The sequence below is a fragment of the Streptomyces sp. NPDC048337 genome, assembly GCF_043201175.1.
Lineage (GTDB): Bacteria > Actinomycetota > Actinomycetes > Streptomycetales > Streptomycetaceae > Streptomyces.
Map to the genome: position 1 here is coordinate 180,862 of NZ_JBICYR010000008.1, position 19,012 is coordinate 199,873.

At 71.2% G+C, this 19,012-nt stretch carries 16 protein-coding genes; 4 read left to right on the forward strand and 12 right to left on the reverse strand.

The genetic code is table 11. The features are described from left to right. Nucleotides 1–38: 38 nt before the first annotated feature. On the reverse strand, nt 39–2,834 hold the full coding sequence (locus tag ACGFYU_RS16280; RefSeq protein ID WP_393827935.1) for a SpoIIE family protein phosphatase: 2,796 nt from the start codon (nt 2,832–2,834) through the stop codon (nt 39–41). 118 nt (nt 2,835–2,952) lie between these two features. Beyond that, a complete protein-coding gene (locus tag ACGFYU_RS16285) occupies nt 2,953–4,101 on the reverse strand; it encodes a glycerate kinase (protein WP_393827936.1) in 1,149 nt (382 codons plus the stop codon). A 143-nt stretch (nt 4,102–4,244) separates the two neighbouring features. Between ACGFYU_RS16285 and ACGFYU_RS16290 the strand changes: the two genes are divergently transcribed. The 4 genes from ACGFYU_RS16290 to ACGFYU_RS16305 all read left to right on the forward strand — a co-directional run bounded on the left by ACGFYU_RS16290 (nt 4,245) and on the right by ACGFYU_RS16305 (nt 7,341). Further along, nucleotides 4,245–5,984, forward strand: a complete 1,740-nt coding sequence (locus ACGFYU_RS16290) for a BCCT family transporter (RefSeq protein WP_393827937.1) — start codon at nt 4,245–4,247, stop codon at nt 5,982–5,984. 19 nt (nt 5,985–6,003) lie between these two features. Further along, on the forward strand, nt 6,004–6,504 hold the full coding sequence (locus ACGFYU_RS16295) for an NUDIX domain-containing protein (protein ID WP_393827938.1): 501 nt from the start codon (nt 6,004–6,006) through the stop codon (nt 6,502–6,504). Between the two features lie 51 nt (nt 6,505–6,555). Beyond that, complete coding sequence (locus tag ACGFYU_RS16300; protein WP_393827939.1) at nt 6,556–6,984, forward strand: hypothetical protein; 429 nt, start codon at nt 6,556–6,558, stop codon at nt 6,982–6,984. 81 nt (nt 6,985–7,065) lie between these two features. Then, nucleotides 7,066–7,341, forward strand: a complete 276-nt coding sequence (locus ACGFYU_RS16305; protein WP_393827940.1) for a hypothetical protein — start codon at nt 7,066–7,068, stop codon at nt 7,339–7,341. Here ACGFYU_RS16305 and ACGFYU_RS16310 read toward each other — a convergent pair. The 10 genes from ACGFYU_RS16310 to ACGFYU_RS16355 form a co-directional block, all read right to left on the reverse strand. Then, on the reverse strand, nt 7,338–7,841 hold the full coding sequence (locus ACGFYU_RS16310) for a methylated-DNA--[protein]-cysteine S-methyltransferase (protein WP_393827941.1): 504 nt from the start codon (nt 7,839–7,841) through the stop codon (nt 7,338–7,340). The genes ACGFYU_RS16305 and ACGFYU_RS16310 overlap by 4 nt on opposite strands. A 14-nt stretch (nt 7,842–7,855) precedes the next feature. Next, nucleotides 7,856–9,340 carry an AlkA N-terminal domain-containing protein gene (locus ACGFYU_RS16315; protein WP_393827942.1) on the reverse strand — a complete coding sequence of 495 codons (1,485 nt, stop codon included), beginning with the start codon at nt 9,338–9,340 and terminating at the stop codon, nt 7,856–7,858. Between the two features lie 456 nt (nt 9,341–9,796). Continuing rightward, nucleotides 9,797–10,573: a CDP-diacylglycerol--serine O-phosphatidyltransferase gene (gene pssA, locus ACGFYU_RS16320; protein ID WP_393828040.1), complete on the reverse strand. Its 777-nt coding sequence runs from the start codon at nt 10,571–10,573 to the stop codon at nt 9,797–9,799. A 64-nt stretch (nt 10,574–10,637) separates the two neighbouring features. Beyond that, on the reverse strand, nt 10,638–11,294 hold the full coding sequence (locus ACGFYU_RS16325; protein WP_030010161.1) for a phosphatidylserine decarboxylase: 657 nt from the start codon (nt 11,292–11,294) through the stop codon (nt 10,638–10,640). Nucleotides 11,295–11,480: 186 nt separating this feature from the next. Continuing rightward, the gene (locus tag ACGFYU_RS16330) at nt 11,481–12,686 is read right to left on the reverse strand and encodes an acyl-CoA dehydrogenase family protein (RefSeq protein WP_393827943.1); all 1,206 of its coding nucleotides are present in this window, start codon (nt 12,684–12,686) and stop codon (nt 11,481–11,483) included. 2 nt (nt 12,687–12,688) lie between these two features. After that, nucleotides 12,689–13,201 carry a MaoC family dehydratase gene (locus ACGFYU_RS16335; protein ID WP_393827944.1) on the reverse strand — a complete coding sequence of 171 codons (513 nt, stop codon included), beginning with the start codon at nt 13,199–13,201 and terminating at the stop codon, nt 12,689–12,691. An 80-nt stretch (nt 13,202–13,281) separates the two neighbouring features. Continuing rightward, nucleotides 13,282–14,313: an HpcH/HpaI aldolase/citrate lyase family protein gene (locus ACGFYU_RS16340; RefSeq protein WP_393827945.1), complete on the reverse strand. Its 1,032-nt coding sequence runs from the start codon at nt 14,311–14,313 to the stop codon at nt 13,282–13,284. Next, nucleotides 14,310–16,379, reverse strand: a complete 2,070-nt coding sequence (locus tag ACGFYU_RS16345; protein WP_393827946.1) for a protein meaA — start codon at nt 16,377–16,379, stop codon at nt 14,310–14,312. The genes ACGFYU_RS16340 and ACGFYU_RS16345 overlap by 4 nt, the downstream gene beginning before the upstream one ends. 32 nt (nt 16,380–16,411) lie before the next feature. After that, a complete protein-coding gene (gene ccrA, locus ACGFYU_RS16350) occupies nt 16,412–17,749 on the reverse strand; it encodes a crotonyl-CoA carboxylase/reductase (RefSeq protein ID WP_393827947.1) in 1,338 nt (445 codons plus the stop codon). Between the two features lie 399 nt (nt 17,750–18,148). Further along, nucleotides 18,149–18,964, reverse strand: coding sequence for a TetR family transcriptional regulator (locus tag ACGFYU_RS16355; protein WP_393827948.1), 816 nt, complete (start codon nt 18,962–18,964; stop codon nt 18,149–18,151). Nucleotides 18,965–19,012 lie beyond the last annotated feature (48 nt).

A 19,012-nucleotide genomic window follows, 5' to 3' on the forward strand; every position in this document is an offset into this window, starting at 1 on the left:
CCCGCCCGGATCCGCCACCCCGGCCGGGAGGCCAGGGGCTACCAGGCCAGGTCCTCCAGCGCGTCCAGGTCCAGCGGCGCCGGCGCCGGCGGCTCCGCGCCACCGGTCAGCGGCAGCTCGGCCCAGATGACCTTGCCGCGCTCCGCGTAGCGGGTGCCCCACCGCTCGGCGTACTGCGCGACGAGGAACAGCCCGCGCCCGCCCTCGTCGGTGGTGGCCGCGTACCGCAGGTGCGGGGCGGTGCTGCTGCCGTCGGAGACCTCGCAGATCAGGCTGCGGTCGCGCAGCAGCCGTACGCGCACGGGCGCGCTCCCGTACCGGATGGCGTTGGTGATCAGCTCGCTGAGGATGAGCTCGGTGGTGAAGGAGATCTCCTCCAGCCCCCAGGCCGCGAGCTGTGCGGCCCCGGCGTTGCGCACCCGGGAGACGGCCGCCGGGTCGCCGGGCACCTCCCATTCGGCGATCCGGTCCGGCTCCAGCAGCCGCGTGTCGGCGACCAGCAGGGCGATGTCGTCGCTCTGCACCGGGTACAGCATCGCGGCCAGCACGTCCGAGCAGGCCTGGTCGGGGCTGCGGCCGGGCCGGGACAGGGACTCGGCGAGCAGGGTCAGGCCGGCGTCGAAGTCCCGGTGGCGGTCCTCCACGAGTCCGTCGGTGAACAGTACGAGGCGGCTCCCCTCGGGCAGCAGGAGCTCGGTGGACTCGAAGGGCATGCCGCCCACGCCCAGCGGAAGCCCGGTCGGCATCTCGGGGAACTCCACCTCCCCGTCGGAGCTGACCAGCGCGGGCCCCGGATGCCCGGCGCTGGCCATCACGCACCGCCCCGAGACCGGGTCGTAGACCGCGTACAGGCAGGTGGCACCGGTGATCCCGGCGGCCTCGCCCACCCCGTCCGCGGCACCGTCCACCTCGTCACCGCCGCCGTCCCCGGCCTCGTCCTGGTCGATCCGGTTGATCAGCTCGTCCAGGTGCCCGAGCAGCTCGTCCGGCGGCAGGTCCAGGGTGGAGAAGTTGTGCACGGCGGTCCGCAGCCGCCCCATCGTGGCCGCGGCGTGCACCCCGTGCCCCACGACGTCGCCGACCACCAGCGCCACCCGCGCGCCCGGCAGCGCGATCACGTCGAACCAGTCGCCGCCCACCCCGGCCTTCGCCGGCAGGTAGCGAAAGGCGACGTCCACGGCGGTCTGGTCGGGCAGCACCCGCGGCAGCAGGCTGCGCTGGAGGGTCACGGCCATCGCGTGCTCGCGGGTGAAGCGGCGGGCGTTGTCGACGGAGACGGCCGCGCGCGCCCCCAGCTCCTCCGCGAAGGACAGGTCCTCCTCGTCGAAGGACTCCGGGGTGTCGGCGGCCCGCCAGAAATTGGCCATGCCCAGGACCACGCCCCGGGCCTGGAGCGGTACGGAGATCAGCGAATGCAGCCCGTAGTCGAGGGCGACGGCGGTCCCGTCGGCGTCCTGGGCCCGCCAGCCCATCGCGGCGGTCAGATCGGCCGCGAGCACCGCGTGCCCGGCGTCCAGGGCCGCCGCCATCGGCGCCGTCGGCACCTCGAACCGGATGATGTCGCCGACCGGCTGGAGCGGCGAGTCGGCACGGACCCCGCTCATGGCCGCCCGCCGCATCTCGCTGTACGTGCCGACGGCCTCCGAGGGCTCGTCCCCGCGCAGCACCGGCTCCAGCAGCTCCACGGTGACGAAGTCCGCGAAGCGCGGCACCGCGACCTCCGAGAGCTCCTCGGCGGTGCGCACCACGTCCAGGGTCGTCCCGATCCGCACGCCCGCGTCGTAGAGCATCTGGAGCCGCTCGCGGGCCACCTCGGCCCGGCCGGAGAGCGCGGCCAGCTCGGTGGTGTCGCGCAGGGTCATGACGGTGCCGGAGGGCTGGCCCGCGTACGGCTTGGTGGGGCGCACGTTGACCGCGAGCAGCCGGTCGCCCGCCCTGTGCACCTCGTCCGTCGCGCTGCGGCCCGAGGCGAGCAGCTCGGCGGTGCGCGGGTCAAGGCCGAGATCGCCGACGTGCCGCTGTTCGGAGTCGGCCGGCAGGTCGAGCAGCCGGCGGGCCTCGTCGTTGGCGAGGAGCAGCCGCCGTTCGGCGTCGATGATGAGCACGCCCTCGCGCACGGCGTGCAGGACGGCCTCGTGGTGTTCGTTCATCCGGGTCATCTCGGCGACGCCCCAGCCGTGGGTCTGGCGCCGCAGCCGCCTGCTGACCAGGAACGCGCCCCCCGTGCCGAGCAGCAGCGCGCCGCCGGCCGCGCCGAGGAGCAGCGGGAGCTGGTCCCCGACCGCGTCGGAGACGTTGACGACCTCGATGCCGGTGCCGACCAGGCCCACGACGGTGCCACTGGCGTCCCGTACGGGCACGACGGCCCGCACCGCGTCGCTGGGCTCGCCCCTGAAGGTCTCCGTGAAGGACTGCCCGGCGACGGCCCGCGACAGGTCGCCCGAGGCCCGCTGGCCGATCAGCTCGGGCCGCGAATCGGTGTACCGGAGCCCGTCGGTGCTCATCACGGCGATGAAGTCGACGCCGGAGGCCCGCCGGGCGGCGTCGGCCAGCGGCTGGAGCTCGGCGGTCGGGTCCGCCGACTTGAGCGCCGCCGGGAGCCCGGGGGCGTGCGCGAAGGCCTCGGCGGCCGCGAGCGAGCGGTGGCTCGCGTCGCGCTCGCCGTCGTAGCGGGCCTGGACCACCAGCGCCACGGCGGCCGCGGTGATCAGCAGCAGCACGATCACCGCCTGGAGGGCGAAGACCTGACCGGCGACGCTGCGCACGCCCAGGGACAGGCGCGCCAGCAGGCGCGGGCCCCATCCGGTCGGCTGGCGACCAAAACGTCCGGTCATGAGCCCTTTCTAACACTGTCGCGGGGGTTTGGGAGTGGCTGTCGCCCCGGCCCGGCCCCGGGTACGCCCGAGGCCCGGCACCCCCGTCGGGGGGCCGGGCCTCGGGAAGTGGTACGGGTCAGAGAACGTCGGCGGCGATGTTGGCCGCGACCCGCTCCAGCAGGGGACCCGCGTTCGGGATGGACTTGGCCGGGTCGGGCTCCAGGTCCGTCAGCGGGTAGGCGCGGCGGATGCCCGCCGCCTCCAGGGCCTCCTGGCTCAGCAGCAGGCGGCCGCAGACCGCCACCACCGGCTTGCCCGCGGCGCGCGCGGCGGCCGCGACGCCCGCCGGCGCCTTGCCGTGCAACGTCTGCTCGTCCAGCGAGCCCTCACCGGTGATGACCAGCGTGGCCCGCTCCAGCGCCGGCGCGAAGCCCAGCACCTCCAGCATCAGCTCGATGCCGGGACGGAAGCTCGCACCGAGCAGCAGCGCGCCGTAGCCGATGCCGCCCGCACCGCCGGCGCCCGGGGAGGCCGCCAGCTCGGTGGCCTTCGGGCCGATCGCCTTCTCCAGCACCTGGGCGTAGTGCCCCAGCGCGGCGTCCAGCGTCGCCACGTCCTGCGGCGACGCGCCCTTCTGAGGGCCGTAGACCGCCGCGCAGCCCTTCGGGCCGGTCAGCGGGTTGTCCACGTCGCTCGCGAGGACGAACTCCACGTCCGCGAAGCGCGGGTCGATCCCGGACAGGTCCGCCGAGGCCAGGGACGCCAGCGCGCCGCCGCCCGGACCGACCGGTTCGCCGTTCGCATCCAGGAAGACCGCGCCGAGCGCCGCCAGCATGCCCGCGCCGCCGTCCGTGGTGGCGCTGCCGCCCACGCCGAAGACGATCGAGCGCGCGCCCGCGTCCAGCGCGGCCTTCAGCACCTCGCCCGAGCCGTACGTGGTGGCCGTCAGCGGGGCGAAGGTGCCCGCCGGCAGCAGCTGCAGCCCGGAGGCCTCCGCCATCTCGACCACGGCGGTGCCGTCGCGCAGGGCGAAAGCGGCCGTGACCTGCTCGCCGAGGGGCCCGGTGACCCGTACCTCCCGGCGTTCGAAACCGGCCGCCACGGCGGCCGCGACCGTGCCGTCGCCGCCGTCCGCGACGGGGAGGGTCTCGATCTCCACGCCCGGTACGGCCTTGCGAAGGCCGGCTGTCACCCGCTCCGCGACCTGAACGGCCGTGAGCGAGCCCTTGAATTTGTCCGCGGCGATGAGCACGCGCGCGGTCTCAGTTACTGCTCCGTCCGTCACCTTGCTAATCCCTTGCTATCGAACAGTGCAGTCGCGCCACCCTGAGGGTATCCGGAGGATCCTCCTATGCCCATGCGTGGCCTGGGACACACCCGGCGTGCCATACCCCTAAATACGGATATACGCCCGCATAGTGTGGCCACATGATCGCGGATTCGCTGGAACAGACACGTCCGGATTCCCCCGGCGGGGGGCCCGGCGGCGACGCGGACGGCGCTCCCGACCGCACCGTCGTCACCGTGGGCGTGCTCGCCGTGCTGGCCGTCGTCGCCTGGGCGGCCCTCGGCAAGGACTCCTTCGACACCGCGTCGAGCACGGCGCTCGCCTGGGTGCTGGAGAACTTCGCCTGGCTGTTCGTGATCGCCGCCGACCTCTTCCTCGTGATGTGCGTCGTCCTCGCCGTCAGCCGCTTCGGCCGGATCCGGCTCGGTGCCGACGACTCCGAGCCCGAGTTCACCAATCTCGCGTGGATCGCGATGATGTTCAGCGCCGGCATGGGCATCGGCCTGATGTTCTACGGGGTGGGGGAGCCGCTCACCCACTACCTGAGCCCGCCCCCCGCCTCCGGGGCCGCCCCCGCCACGGGCGGCGCGGCCCTCGCGGCCATGGAGTACTCCTTCTTCCACTGGACCCTCACCCCCTGGGCCATCTACGGCATCGCCGGCCTCGCCCTCGCCTACGCGACCTTCCGCAAGGGCCGCGGCAACCGCCTCAGCTCCGCCTTCGTCCCCCTGATGGGCGAAGAGCGGGCGAACGGCCGGGGAGGCAAGGCCATCGACCTGCTCGCCGTCTTCGCCACCGTCTTCGGCACCGCCACCAGCCTCGGCCTCGGCGCGCTCCAGGTCTCCAAGGGCCTGAACATCACCACCGGCATCGAGGACTCCACCGGCGTCGAGCTGATCATCATCGGCTCCCTCTCCGCGGCCTTCGTCCTCTCCGCCTTCTCAGGCCTGCACAAGGGCGTGAAGTGGCTGAGCACCATCAACATCGTGCTCGCCGCCACCCTGATGCTGTTCGTCTTCCTCCTCGGCCCCACCGTCTACGTCCTCGACGTGATCCCCTCCAGCGTCGGCGGCTACCTGCACCAGCTGCTGCCCATGGCCAGCCGCACCGGTGCCTTCACCGACGCCAAGTGGCTCGGCGCGTGGACGATCTTCTACTGGGCGTGGTGGCTCTCCTGGGCCCCCTTCGTCGGCACCTTCATCGCCCGGATCTCGCGCGGCCGCACCATCCGCGAGTTCCTCGTCGGCGTGCTCCTCGTCCCCAGCGGCGCCACCGTCATCTGGTTCTGCGTCATGGGAGGCACCGCCATCCGCCTCGACTCCACCGGCGCCGTGGACTTCGCCGCCAGGATCAAGGACGGCACCGAGGCCTCGCTCTTCGCGATGCTGGACGCGCTGCCGCTCGGCACGCTCACCTCGTGGGTCGCCATGGCCCTGGTCATGACCTACTTCGTCACCAGCGCCGACTCCGCCTCCCTGGTGATGGGCTCGCTCACCAGCCGCGGCTCGCTCCACCCGCCGACCTGGCTGGTCGTCACCTGGGGCGTGCTGATGGCCGCCGTCGCCGCCGTCCTCCTCGTCGCCGGCGGCCTGAAGTCCCTCCAGACCGCGACCATCCTCGTCGCGCTGCCCTTCGTCATCGTCATGCTCGTGCTCTGCTGGGCCCTGGTGAAGGAACTCCGGGAGGACCCCGGCGCCGGGCCCGCCCGCCACCACGCGCTGCACGGGCTGCGCGACGCGGTCCGGGCCATGGTCGGCGACGCCATCACCGAGCAGGCGCCGGCCCGCCACCCCCGGCTGCGGCGCGTCGCCGAGTCCAAGGGGCGGGGACGCCCGGACGGCACGGACGGCGCGGACGGCACCGGCGGTCCCGAGGGCTGAGCCTGGGTAGGGTGGCCGGGTGACCACCACGGATGACTACGCCACCTACATCGCGAGCCTGCCCCGGGTGCTGGCCGGCGCCGCCGCCCTCTACCGGGACGCCGAGGGCCGGGTCCTGCTCGTCGAGCCCAACTACCGCGAGGGCTGGGCCCTGCCGGGCGGCACGATCGAGTCGGACCAGGGCGAGTCACCGCGTACGGCCGCGCGCCGCGAGAGCGCCGAGGAGATCGGCATCGACGTACCGCTCGGCCGGCTCCTCGCCGTCGACTGGACCCTCGGCCCGGACCGCCCGCCCCTCGTCGCGTACCTCTACGACGGCGGGGTGCTGGACGCCGACCAGCTCGCCTCCGTCAAGCTCCAGGAGGAGGAGCTGATCTCCTGGCGGCTGGTCGAGCCCGCCGAACTCACCGCGTACCTGCCCGGATCGCTCGGGCTGCGCACCCAAGAGGCCTACCGGGTCCTCCAGTCGGGCGAGGGCACCGCGGAACTGGAGAACGGCCGCCGCCCGTCGGCCGCGTAAAAGACCGGCCTTGTAACACCGGGCTTACTGCGAGCAGGACACAATCAGCTGATGATCACGATGTACGCCTGGCCCAGCACCGCCGACGGACCCGACGCCCTGCCCATGGTCCACTTCACCACCGATCAGCAGGCGGGCGGTGAAGTCACCTCCGAGGGCATGCCGGTCTGGCTGTTCGACACCGCGATCCGCGAGGGCGGCTGGGCACAGTTCACCGATTTCGAGGGCTGGTCCGTGCCCGCCGCCCAGTGGCAGGCCCTCTACCGCCGCGAGGACGACCTCCTCGCCGTCAGCGGCCCCGGCTCATGCGAAGGCTGGTACCAGGGCAACCTCGGCGCCGACGCGGACTGGGTGGCGGCCGCCGTCGACAGGCAGAGCGTGGTCCTGCTCGCCGCCCCCGTCCAACACCCGTCCCTGTACGGCTACGCGGTGGAGGCGGGCGCCGCCTTCGCCCTGCTCGTCCCCCTGATGGTCGTCTGAGGCGCTGCCCGCCGTGCGGGGGCCGGGGCGGACTGCTCGACTGGAGGAGTCCCCCCGCCCCTGACCGACGGGAGCAGCACCGTGGCCGTCATCGTCATCATCGAACTGCCGGGCGTCACCAAGGAGCAGTACGAGGCCAACACCGCGAAGATCACGGCGGCGTCGTGGTGGCCGGCGGAGGGCTTCATCTCCCACGCCGGGGCCCCGGCGGACGGCGGCTGGCTCGTGGTCGACCTGTGGGAGTCGAAGGAGGCCCTGGCGGCGTTCATGGAGAAGGCGGCGACGATCTTCCAGGAAAGCGGTATGCCGAGGTCCGAGCCGAAGATCTACGAAGCGGAGCGCGTGCTCATCGGCTAGGCGGGCAGCCCCTGACCGGACTCGAAGGCCAGCAGCCGCACCTTGCGGTCGACGCCGCCTCCGTAGCCGGTCATGCCGCCCGAGGCGCCGATCACCCGGTGGCAGGGCACGATGATCCCGATCGGGTTCTTGCCGTTGGCCAGGCCCACCGCCCGCGATGCGTTCGGCTTGCCGAGCTCGGCCGCGAGCTGCCCGTACGACCACGTCTCGCCGTAGGGGATCCGCACCAGCTGGTCCCACACGCTGCGCTGGAAGTCGGTGCCCTCCAGCCGGAGCGGGAGGTCGAACTCGGTGAGCTCCCCGGCGAAGTACGCGGTCAGCTGCCGGGTCACCGCCGGGAAGGGCTCCTCGGTGGGCGCGACCCGCTCTCCGAAGGACTCCTCGGCGGGCCGGTGGCGCTGCCCGGTCATGTAGAGGCCGCTGAGGACGCCCTCCGTGGAGACCAGGGTGAGCGGGCCGTAGGGGCTGTCGACGACGGTGTGCTGCTTGCTGCTGCTCATGGTGCTCGGGCTCCTCAGACGGGCAGGTGGTTGATGGCGTGGTCCTCGGTGGCCCACAGGTACTGCACGGCGTACGCGCGCCAGGGCCGCCAGCCGGCCGCCCGGGCGGTCAGCGCGGCCGGGCCGGCGGGCAGCCCCAGCCCCTGCGCGGAACGCCGTACGCCCAGGTCGGACGGGAGGAACGCGTCGGGGTCGCCGAGCGCCCGCATCGCGATGATCTCGGTGGTCCACGGGCCGAAGCCCGGCAGCGCCGAGAGCTGCGCGCGCGCCGCCTCCCAGTCGCTGTCGATGCCGAGCGGCAGCGAGCCGTCGGCGAGGGCCGACACCAGGGTGGTGAGCGTGGCGCGCCGGCTGCGCGGCAGGGCCAGCGCCTCCGGGTCCAGGCCGGCCAGTGCCTGCGGGGAGGGGAAGAGGTGGGTCAGCCCGCCCAGCGGGTCCTCGACGCGCTCCCCGTGGGCGGTGACCAGCCGGGCCGCGTGCGTGCGCGCCGCCGCCGTGGACACCTGCTGGCCGAGGACCGCCCGTACGGCGAACTCCTGCGCGTCGACCGTACGGGGAACCCGGCGGCCGGGGGCCTTGTCCACGAGGGGGGCCAGCAGCGCGTCGGAGCGCAGCTGCTCGTCCACGGCCTCCGGGTCGGCGTCCAGGTCGAGCATCCAGCGGCAGCGGCTGATGGCGATGGTGAGGTCGCGCAGGTCGGTCAGGGCGAGGCGGCAGCCGATGTGGTCGGGCTGCGGGGTCAGTGCGACGACGCCGGTGCCGTAGGGGAGGCGTAGGGTGCGGCGGTAGGCGCCGTCCCGCCACTCCTCCACGCCGGGGACGGCGGTCGCGGCGAGGTGCCCGAAGAGGTTGTCGGGGTTGAGGGGGGTCCGGAACGGCAGCCGGAGGCTGATCGTCCCCGGGATCCGGGGTGTGGCGTCCTTGGCGCGGCTGGCCTTCACGGCCCGCTGGCGCAGCTCGCTGGGGGCCAGGGCGAAGACCTCGCGGACGGTGTCGTTGAAGGTGCGGATGGAGGAGAACCCGGCGGCGAAGGCCACGTCGCCCATCGGGAGCTCGGAGGTCTCGATGAGCAGCCGGGCGGTCTGCGCGCGCTGGGCCCGGGCGAGGGCGAGCGGACCGGCGCCGAGCTCGGCGTTGAGCTGCCGCTCCACCTGGCGGGTGGAGTACCCGAGCCGCAGGGCCAGCCCCGGCACGCCCTCCCGGTCCACGACCCCGTCCTGGATCAGCCGCATCGCGCGTGCGACGGCGTCGGCGCGGGCGTTCCACTCGGGGGAGCCGGGGCTGGTGTCGGGCCGGCACCGCTTGCAGGCCCGGAACCCGGCCTGCTGGCAGGCGGCGGCGCTGGGCAGGAAGGTCATGTTCTCGACCTTCGGTGGCACGGCGGGGCAGCTGGGCCGGCAGTAGATCCGGGTGGTCAGGACGGCGGTGAAGAACCATCCGTCGAAGCGGGCGTCCTTCGACTGCACGGCTCTGACGCAGCGCTCGGTGTCGGTGTGCATGGCTCCAGGATCCGGGGTCGGTCCGCCTCCGGCTGGCAGTTTTCCGACATCAAGGCTACGGCCCCCGGGCCGGGTGCGGCGCCGTTGCGGGGGCTCCGCCCCCGAGCCCCCGCGCCTCAAACGCCGGCGGGGCTGAGTTTGCCTCCGGCGGCGCCTCAAACGCCGGCGGGGCTGGAGTTGGCCGGCGTCGGCTGGCGCGTGCGCGTAGCGCAACCTTGCGCCCAGGCGGGCTGGATCGCCCGCAGGGCGATTTCAGCGCCGCCGCGCAGATCCGGCCCCGCCGGGCAAACCCAGCCCCTCCGGCGTTTGAGGAGCGGGGTACGGGGCGGAGCCCCGGATCTTTGAGGCGCGGAGTACCGGGGCGGAGCCCCGGGAGCCGGGCCCGGGTGCGGGAAACGGGAGGGCCCCCGGACGCATAGGCATCCGGGGGCCCTCCCGTACAGGCAGGCGGCGCGGCTAGCGCAGCGCACGCGCCTCGCGGCGGTTGTGGCGGAAGGTGTTGGCCCGGCGGGTGGTCGCGAACAGCGGAATGGTCGCCGCCATCGCGATCTGCAGGGCGCAGCCCGTCTGGAGGAGGAGCTGACCACCGGGGGCGTCGAACGCCCAGGCCGCCAGCAGCCCCATCGCCCCGACGATCCAGCTGAGCATCGCCACCGCGAGGACACCCCGCGGCTTGGGGTACTCGACCCGGCTCACCATCAGCCAGGCCACCCCGATGATCGCCAGCAGCGTCGGGACGAAGGGGAGCTCCAGAAGGACGATGGAGACGACCGTCAGGGCTCCGAACGGGCTCGGCATGCCCTGGAACATGCCGTCCTTCATCGTCACGCAGCTGAATCTCGCCAGGCGCAGTACCACCGCCAGCAGGACCACGATCGCAGCCAGCGCCGACATCTTCTGGTGCGCGTCGACGGCGACCATGCCGTAGACGAGCACGAAGTACGCCGGTGCCAGCCCGAAGCTGATCAGGTCGGACAGGTTGTCCAGCTCGGCACCCATCGGCGAGCTGCGCAGCTTGCGGGCCACGATGCCGTCGAAGAGGTCGAAGACCGCGGCGAGCAGCATCAGTATCACCGCCGTCGCGGCGCTGCTGCGGGCCATGCCCGACTCGCCGCTGCCGGTGAGGTGCGGGATGAGGATTCCGGTGGTGGTGAAGTACACCGCCATGAATCCGCACGTCGCGTTGCCGAGGGTGAGGGTGTCCGCTATCGACAGCCGCAGCGAGAGCGGCATGTCGTCCTCGGCGGACTCCTCCTCGGTGGACTCCGGAACCCAGCCGGTGGCGGGAGTCTCAGGGTCAGTCACGGTCAATTCGGGTCACCCCCGCGGTGGTGGCCTGACCGACCTCGACCGCGACCTCGACGCCCTCGGGGAGGTAGATGTCGACGCGCGAACCGAAGCGGATCAGACCGATGCGTTCGCCCTGCTCCACCTTGGTGCCGGCCGGCAGGTACGGGACGATGCGACGGGCGACGGCGCCGGCGATCTGCACCATCTCGATGTCACCGAGCTCGGTGTCGAAGTGCCAGACAACGCGCTCGTTGTTCTCGCTCTCCTTGTTGAACGCGGGGACGAATCCGCCGGGGATGTGCTCCACGGACGTCACCGTGCCCGCGAGGGGCGCGCGGTTGACGTGGACGTTCAGCGGGCTCATGAAGATCGCGACCCGGGTCCGTCCGTCCTTCCACGGCATGATGCTCTGCACCACACCGTCGGCGGGCGAGATGACACGGCCCTGGGCGATCTCACGCTCGGGGTCGCGGAAGAACCACAGCATGCCCGCCGCGAGAGCGGTGGCGGGCACGGCCGCCGCGGCCCAGCGTCCGGACTTGCGGGCCCGGGTGAGGCTGAGTGCCGCGGTGGCGACGGTCGGCAGAAGCCACGGCGATGCTCCGCGCGCGAGGCGTACGCCAAGGAGGCTGTCGCGAGGTGCAGAGGTTTGGCTGTGGGGCATGGATGACCTTCGTAGCGGGTGATTGCCGCGCCGCAAACAGGGGGACGGGACGGCGGCTTTACTGGAATGCTATCGGTTGCACGCAACAACTGGGCAAGCCAGAAGCCGAGTCGATGGCCGTCGGCCAGTGACTGGCAGTTACCCTTCCGCGACGGATCAGTGGATGATCCGTCGCAAAAGGGACTTTCAGCCCTGGAGTCGGTACTCCTCGAGCAGGCGTCGCCCGATGATCATTTTCTGAATCTCGGCGGTACCTTCACCGATCAGCAGCATCGGAGCCTCGCGGTAGAGGCGCTCGATCTCGTACTCCTTGGAGAACCCGTAGCCGCCATGGATACGGAAGGCGTCCTCCACCACCTCCTTGCAGTACTCGGAGGCGAGGTACTTCGCCATCCCTGCTTCGAGGTCGTTTCGTTCCCCGGAGTCCTTTTTGCGTGCTGCATTGACCATCATCGCATGGGCGGCTTCGACCTTGGTAGCCATCTCGGCCAGCTTGAACTGGATGGCCTGGTGTTCGGCGATGGCCTTGCCGAAAGTGTGACGTTGCTGGGCATACGAGACACCCAGCTCGAACGCACGCTGAGCGACGCCGCAGCCACGGGCCGCCACGTTGACGCGGCCGACCTCGACCCCGTCCATCATTTGGTAAAACCCTCGGCCCGTCTCGCCGCCGAGTACACGATTGGCCGGAATGCGCAGTCCGTCCATGATGAGCTCGGTCGTGTCGACGCCCTTGTAGCCCATCTTGTCGATCTTGCCCGGGATGGTCAGGCCGGGGCGGACCTCGCCGAAGCCCGGCTCCTTCTCCACGAGGAAGGTCGTCATCGACTTGTGGGGCGCCGTCCCCTCGGGGTGTCCTTCGTCACTTCGCACGAGGACGGCCACCAGGGTGGACGTGCCGCCGTTCGTGAGCCACATCTTCTGGCCGTTCAGGACGTACTCGTCACCGTCCTTCACCGCCTTCGACGTGATGGCCGACACATCGGAGCCAAGCCCCGGCTCGGACATCGAGAACGCGCCTCGCACCTCGCCCAGCGCCATGCGGGGCAGGAAGTGGTCCTTCTGCTCCTGGGTGCCGTGCTGCTTGAGCATGTACGCCACGATGAAGTGGGTGTTGATGATGCCCGAGACGGACATCCAGCCCCGCGCTATCTCCTCCACGCACAGTGCGTAGGTGAGGAGCGACTCACCCAGGCCGCCGTACTCCTCCGGGATCATCAGCCCGAAGAGGCCGAGCTCCTTGAGGCCGTCGACGATCTGCTGCGGGTACTCGTCGCGGTGCTCCAGGTCGGTCGCGACCGGGATGATCTCCTTGTCGACGAACTCCCGGACGGTCTTGAGGATCTCCCGCTGGACGTCCGTGAGCCCGGCGGTCTGGGCGAGTCGGGCCATGGCTACTTCCCCTGTTCCTTCAGCGTGGGGCGGCCGGGCTGCTCGCCGCCGCGCTCCTTGATGTACGTCTCGGTCGGGACCATCACCTTGCGCCGGAACACGCAGACGAGGGTGCCGTCCTGCTTGTAGCCCTTGGTCTCCACGTAGACGATGCCGCGGTCGTTCTTCGACTTCGACGGGGTCTTGTCCAGGACCGTGGTCTCGCCGTAGATCGTGTCGCCGTGGAAGGTCGGCGCCACGTGCCGCAGGGACTCGATCTCCAGGTTGGCGATGGCCTTCCCGGAGACGTCCGGCACGGACATGCCGAGCAGCAGCGAGTAGATGTAGTTGCCCACGACCACGTTCTTGCCGAAGTCCGTGGTGTTCTCCGCGTAATTCACGTCCATGTGAAGCGGGTGGTGGTTCATCGTGAGCAGACAGAAGAGGTGGTCGTCGTATTCGGTGACGGTCTTCCCGGGCCAGTGCCGGTAGACGTCGCCGACGGTGAACTCTTCGTAGGTGCGGCCAAACTGCATGGTGCCCCCTCCGGGGTGCTTGCCCAGGCCCTGCGGGGCCTGGGGCTGGGGATGGGTGCGCCCGACACTGCGGGATCGCCTCAGGCGGTGGGGACCTCGAACTTCGACGTCCTCTGCATGCCGGCGGCGCGGCCCTTGCCCGCGATGACCAGGGCCATCTTGCGGCTGGCCTCGTCGATCATCTCGTCGCCGAGCATCGCGGAGCCCTTCTTGCCGCCGGCCTCCGAGGTGCACCAGTCATACGCGTCGAGGATCAGCTCGGCGTGGTCGTAGTCGGCCTGGGAGGGCGAGAAGACCTCGTTGGCCGCCTCGACCTGGCCCGGGTGCAGCACCCACTTGCCGTCGAAGCCCAGGGCCGCGGCGCGCCCGGCGACCTCGCGGTACCCGTCCACGTTCTTGATCTGGAGGTAGGGGCCGTCGATGGCCTGGAGGTTGTTGGCCCGCGCCGCCATGAGGATCTTCATCAGGATGTAGTGGTAGGCGTCGGCCGGGTAGCCGGGCGGCTGCTCGCCGACGACCAGCGACTTCATGTTGATGGAGGCCATGAAGTCGGCCGGGCCGAAGATGATCGTCTCGACGCGCGGCGAGGCCTGGGCGATCGCGTTGACGTTGTTGAGACCCTGCGCGTTCTCGATCTGCGCCTCGATGCCGATCTTCCCGACCTCGAAGCCCATCGTCTTCTCGATCTGCGTGAGCAGCAGGTCCAGCGCCACGATCTGCTCGGCGTTCTGGACCTTCGGCAGCATGATGCAGTCGAGGTTCTGGCCGGCGCCTTCGACGACCGTGACGACGTCCCGGTAGGTCCAGTGCGTCGTCCAGTCGTTGACGCGGACCACACGGGTCTTGCCGGTCCAGTCGCCCTCGTTCAGGAACTTGACGATGGTGTGCCGCGCCTCGGGCTTGGCCAGCGGAGCGCAGGCGTCCTCCAGGTCCAGGAAGACCTGGTCGGCCGGCAGGCCCTGGGCCTTCTCGAGGAACCGCGGGTTCGAGCCGGGCACCGCGAGGCAGGAGCGACGCGGGCGAAGGCGGTTCACCACGGGACTAGAGGTGTCCGACGCGGAGCGGAGGTCAGGCAGGGTGGTGGCGGGCGACGGGTGGGATGGCGTGGTCATGCGGGGACCTCCGTGCTTGCAACGATTTCGAGAGGGTGGAGCTTGTTGGCCTTGCGGATCTCGTCGACGATACGGCCGATGATCTCCGTGATGCCGAAGTCCTTCGGAGTGAAGACGGCGGCGACTCCTGCCGCCTTGAGGGACACGGCATCGGCGTTCGGAATGATGCCTCCGACGATGACGGGGATGTCGCCCGCCCCCGCCGCGCGGAGCCTTTCCAGCACGTCGGGCACGAGCGCGCTGTGCGAGCCGGACAGGATGGACAGTCCCACGCAGTGGACGTCCTCGGCCAGCGCCGCCGACGAGATCTCCTCCGGCGTCAGCCGGATGCCCTGGTAGACCACCTCGAAGCCGGCGTCGCGGGCCCGGACGGCGATCTGCTCGGCGCCGTTGGAGTGCCCGTCCAGGCCGGGCTTGCCGACCAGCAGGCGCAGCCGGCCCGAGCCGAGCTCGTCGGCCGTGCGGGCCACCTTCTCGCGGACCTCGTGCATCGGCGTGCCCGGCTCGGCGGTGACCGCCACCGGCGCCGACGAGACCCCGGTCGGGGCGCGGAACTCGCCGAACACCTCGCGCAGGGCGCTCGCCCACTCGCCGGTGGTGACACCGGCGCGGGCGCACTCCAGGGTGGCCTCCATCAGGTTCTCGGTGCCGGCCGCGGCCTCCTTGAGGCGCTCCAGGGCCTGCCGGGTGGTGGGGAAGACGAACGGGTCGCCGTTGCCCTGCCGGTCCGAGGACTCCTCGCGCTCGGCGCGCCAGCGGCCGATGCGCTCGACGGTCAGCGCCTCCACCGCCCCGTCCACCGTCATGATGGCGCCGTCCAGGTCGGCGGTGAGGGGGTTCTCCTCGGTCTGCTGGAAGCAGTTGACGCCGACGATCTTGTCCTCGCCGGCCTCGATCCGGGCGCGGCGCTCGGCGTGCGAGGAGACCAGCTCGCCCTTCAGGTACCCGGACTCGACGGCGGCCATCGCGCCGCCCATCTCCTGGATCCGGTCGATCTCGGCCAGGCAGTCGGCGACCAGGGAGTCGACCTTGGCCTCGATGACGTGCGAGCCCGCGAAGATGTCCTCGTACTCCAGCAGGTCGCTCTCGTGCGCCAGGACCTGCTGGATGCGCAGCGACCACTGCTGGTCCCAGGGCCGGGGCAGGCCCAGCGCCTCGTTCCAGGCCGGCAGCTGCACCGCGCGGGCGCGGGCGTCCTTGGAGAGGGTGACCGCCAGCATCTCCAGGACGATGCGCTGGACGTTGTTCTCCGGCTGCGCCTCGGTCAGGCCGAGGGAGTTGACCTGGACGCCGTAGCGGAAGCGGCGCTGCTTGGGGTTCTCGATGCCGTAGCGCTCGCGGGTGACCTGGTCCCAGATGCGGCCGAAGGCGCGCATCTTGCACATCTCCTCGATGAAGCGGACGCCCGCGTTCACGAAGAAGGAGATGCGGGCGACCACCTCGCCGAAGCGCTCCTCGGGCACCTGGCCCGAGTCGCGCACCGAGTCCAGGACGGCGATCGCGGTGGACATCGCGTACGAGATCTCCTGGACCGGGGTGGCCCCGGCCTCCTGCAGGTGGTAGCTGCAGATGTTGATCGGGTTCCACTTCGGGATGTGGTTGACCGTGTACGCGATCATGTCCGTCGTCAGGCGGAGCGACGGCCCGGGCGGGAAGACGTGCGTCCCGCGCGAGAGGTACTCCTTGACGATGTCGTTCTGCGTGGTGCCCTGGAGCTGGGAGATGTCCGCACCCTGCTCCTCGGCGGCCACCTGGTAGAGCGCCAGCAGCCACATGGCGGTGGCGTTGATCGTCATCGAGGTGTTCATCTGCTCCAGGGGTATGTCCTGGAACAGCCGCCGCATGTCGCCCAGATGGGAGACCGGGACCCCGACCCGGCCCACCTCGCCGCGGGCGAGGATGTGGTCGGGGTCGTAGCCGGTCTGCGTCGGGAGGTCGAACGCGACCGACAGGCCGGTCTGGCCCTTGGCGAGGTTGCGGCGGTACAGCTCGTTGGACGCCTCGGCCGTGGAGTGGCCGGCGTACGTCCGCATGAGCCACGGACGGTCCTTCTGGCGCTCTGTCATCTCAGGCTGTCCCTTAGGCCTTTGAGGCTGTCTCAGATGTTCCGGAAGCGGTTGATCGCGTCGAGGTGCGTCGCACGCATCTCGTGGTCGCGCACGCCGAGGCCCTCCTCGGGGGCCAGCGCGAGGACGCCGACCTTGCCCTGGTGGAGGTTGCGGTGGACGTCGTAGGCGGCCTGGCCGGTCTCCTCCAGGGAGTAGACCTTCGACAGGGTGGGGTGGATCTTGCCCTTGGCCACCAGGCGGTTGGCCTCCCACGCCTCGCGGTAGTTGGCGAAGTGCGAGCCGACGATCCGCTTGAGCGACATCCACAGGTAGCGGTTGTCGTACTCGTGGTTGTAGCCCGAGGTCGAGGCGCAGGTGACGATCGTGCCGCCCTTGCGGGTGACGTAGACCGAGGCGCCGAAGGTCTCGCGGCCCGGGTGCTCGAAGACGATGTCCACGTCCTCGCCGCCGGTCAGCTCGCGGATGCGCTTGCCGAAGCGCTTCCACTCCTTCGGGTCCTGGGTGTGCTCGTCCTTCCAGAACTTGTAGCCCTCGGCGCTGCGGTCGATGATCGCGGTCGCGCCCATCGCGCGGCAGATGTCCGCCTTCTGCGCGCTGGAGACGACGCAGATCGGGTTGGCGCCGCCGGCCAGCGCGAACTGGGTGGCGTAGGAGCCGAGTCCGCCGCTGGCACCCCAGATCAGGACGTTGTCGCCCTGCTTCATGCCGGCGCCGTTGCGGGAGACCAGCTGGCGGTAGGCGGTGGAGTTGACCAGGCCGGGGGAGGCGGCCTCCTCCCAGCTGAGGTGGTCGGGCTTGGGCATCAGCTGGTTCGACTTGACGAGCGCGATCTCCGCCAGGCCGCCGAAGTTGGTCTCGAAGCCCCAGATGCGCTGCTCGGGGTCGAGCATCGTGTCGTTGTGGCCGTCCGAGGACTCCAGCTCGACCGAGAGGCAGTGCGCGACGACCTCGTCGCCCGGCTTCCAGGCGTTGACGCCGGGGCCGGTGCGCAGGACGACGCCCGCGAGGTCGGAGCCGATGATGTGGTACGGCAGGTCGTGGCGCTTGGTGAGCTCCGACAGGCGCCCGTAGCGCTCCAGGAAGCTGAAGGTGGACACCGGCTCGAAGATCGAGGTCCACACGGAGTTGTAGTTGACCGAGGAGGCCATGACGGCCACCAGGGCCTCGCCCGGGCCCAGTTCGGGCAGCGGGACCTGGTCGAGGTGGAGGGACTTGCGCGGGTCCTTCTCGCGGGTGGTGAGCCCTGCGAACATCTCCGCCTCGTCCTTGTGCACGGTGATCGCGCGGTAGGAGTCGGGGAGCGGCAGGGCCGCGAAGTCGGCGGCCGTAGCGGCCTGCGACTGGATCGCGTCCAGGATGTCCTTCACGGTAGAGCCTCCGGCTTAGCGCTGAATGAGGGTGCGCTGAGGGGTACGCAGGTGCGTGCAGCGGGTGTGGTGTGTGCCGTCGGTTCGGCGAAGCGGTGGTGCGGCACGCCTGTGGTGGGGCGTACGGGGGCCTGGTGACGCAGGCATCCGGGGCGCGGTCCGCACCGTGTGGGGGTGGACCGCGGGGACGTCCGGACGGGATTCAACGTATGGCACCCCGTGTCACCTAGCAAGGCACCGCGTGCCAAAACTTTCTCTCATTTGCCTATTGACCTGCGCGGATGAGCGATGATCGATCAGAGTTACCCGCGAGTAGGGGCAAGCCGGACAAAGCAAAAGGCCGCCCCCGTTGCCGGGGGCGGCCAGTGTGACGCGTGTCGCGCGTGCTGCCTCTTTCGACTACTTGTTGCGCAGTGCCTCTTCGATGGTGCGCATGACCTCGTCCAGCGGGGCGTCCGTACGGGCCACCGCCACGAGCACCTCGCCCTCCGTGCGGACCGCCGCCGGGGCGGCCGGCGCCGCCGGGTTCAGCGTGCGGCCCGCGCCGATGCCCGTACCGAAGGTCTTGCGGACGATCGAGAAGGCGTGGTCCAGCTGCGCCTCCACGTCCCCCTGGCCGCCCGCCCGCAGCCAGCGCCGCAGCACGTGGTTGTGGGCGGTCACCACCGCGGAGGCGGCCACCTCGGCCAGCAGCGGGTCGTCGTTGCCGTCGTGGTGGTCGGTCTCGTCGAAGTGCGCCAGCAGATAGCGGGTGAACAGCCGCTCGTAGCGGGCCACCGAGGCGATCTCCCGCTCCCGTAGCGCCGGCACCTCGCGGGTCAGCCGGTAGCGCTCCACCGACACCGCCGGCGAGGCGGCGTACATCTTCATGACTTCCTTGATCCCCCGGCACACCGTGTCGAGCGGGTGCTCGTGCGCCGGGGCCACGTCGAGGACGGCCTCGGCGCGGATCAGGGTGTCGTCGTGGTCGGGGAAGATCGCCTCTTCCTTGGACCGGAAGTGCCGGAAGAAGGTCCGGCGCGCCACCCCGGCGGTCGCGGCGATCTCGTCGACCGTCGTCGCCTCGTACCCCTTGGTCGCGAACAGTTCCATGGCCGCCGCGGCGAGCTCGCGGCGCATCTTGAGGCGCTGGGCGGCAGCCCGGGTACCGGCCGCGCTCTCCGGGGCGTCGGATGCCGAGGAGGCACGGGGCGAGGTCTTGGCGGGCTGGGACATAGAGCGAAAGTACTTCATTCGCGCGGGTGAGCGCGCCTGAGGGGGCTG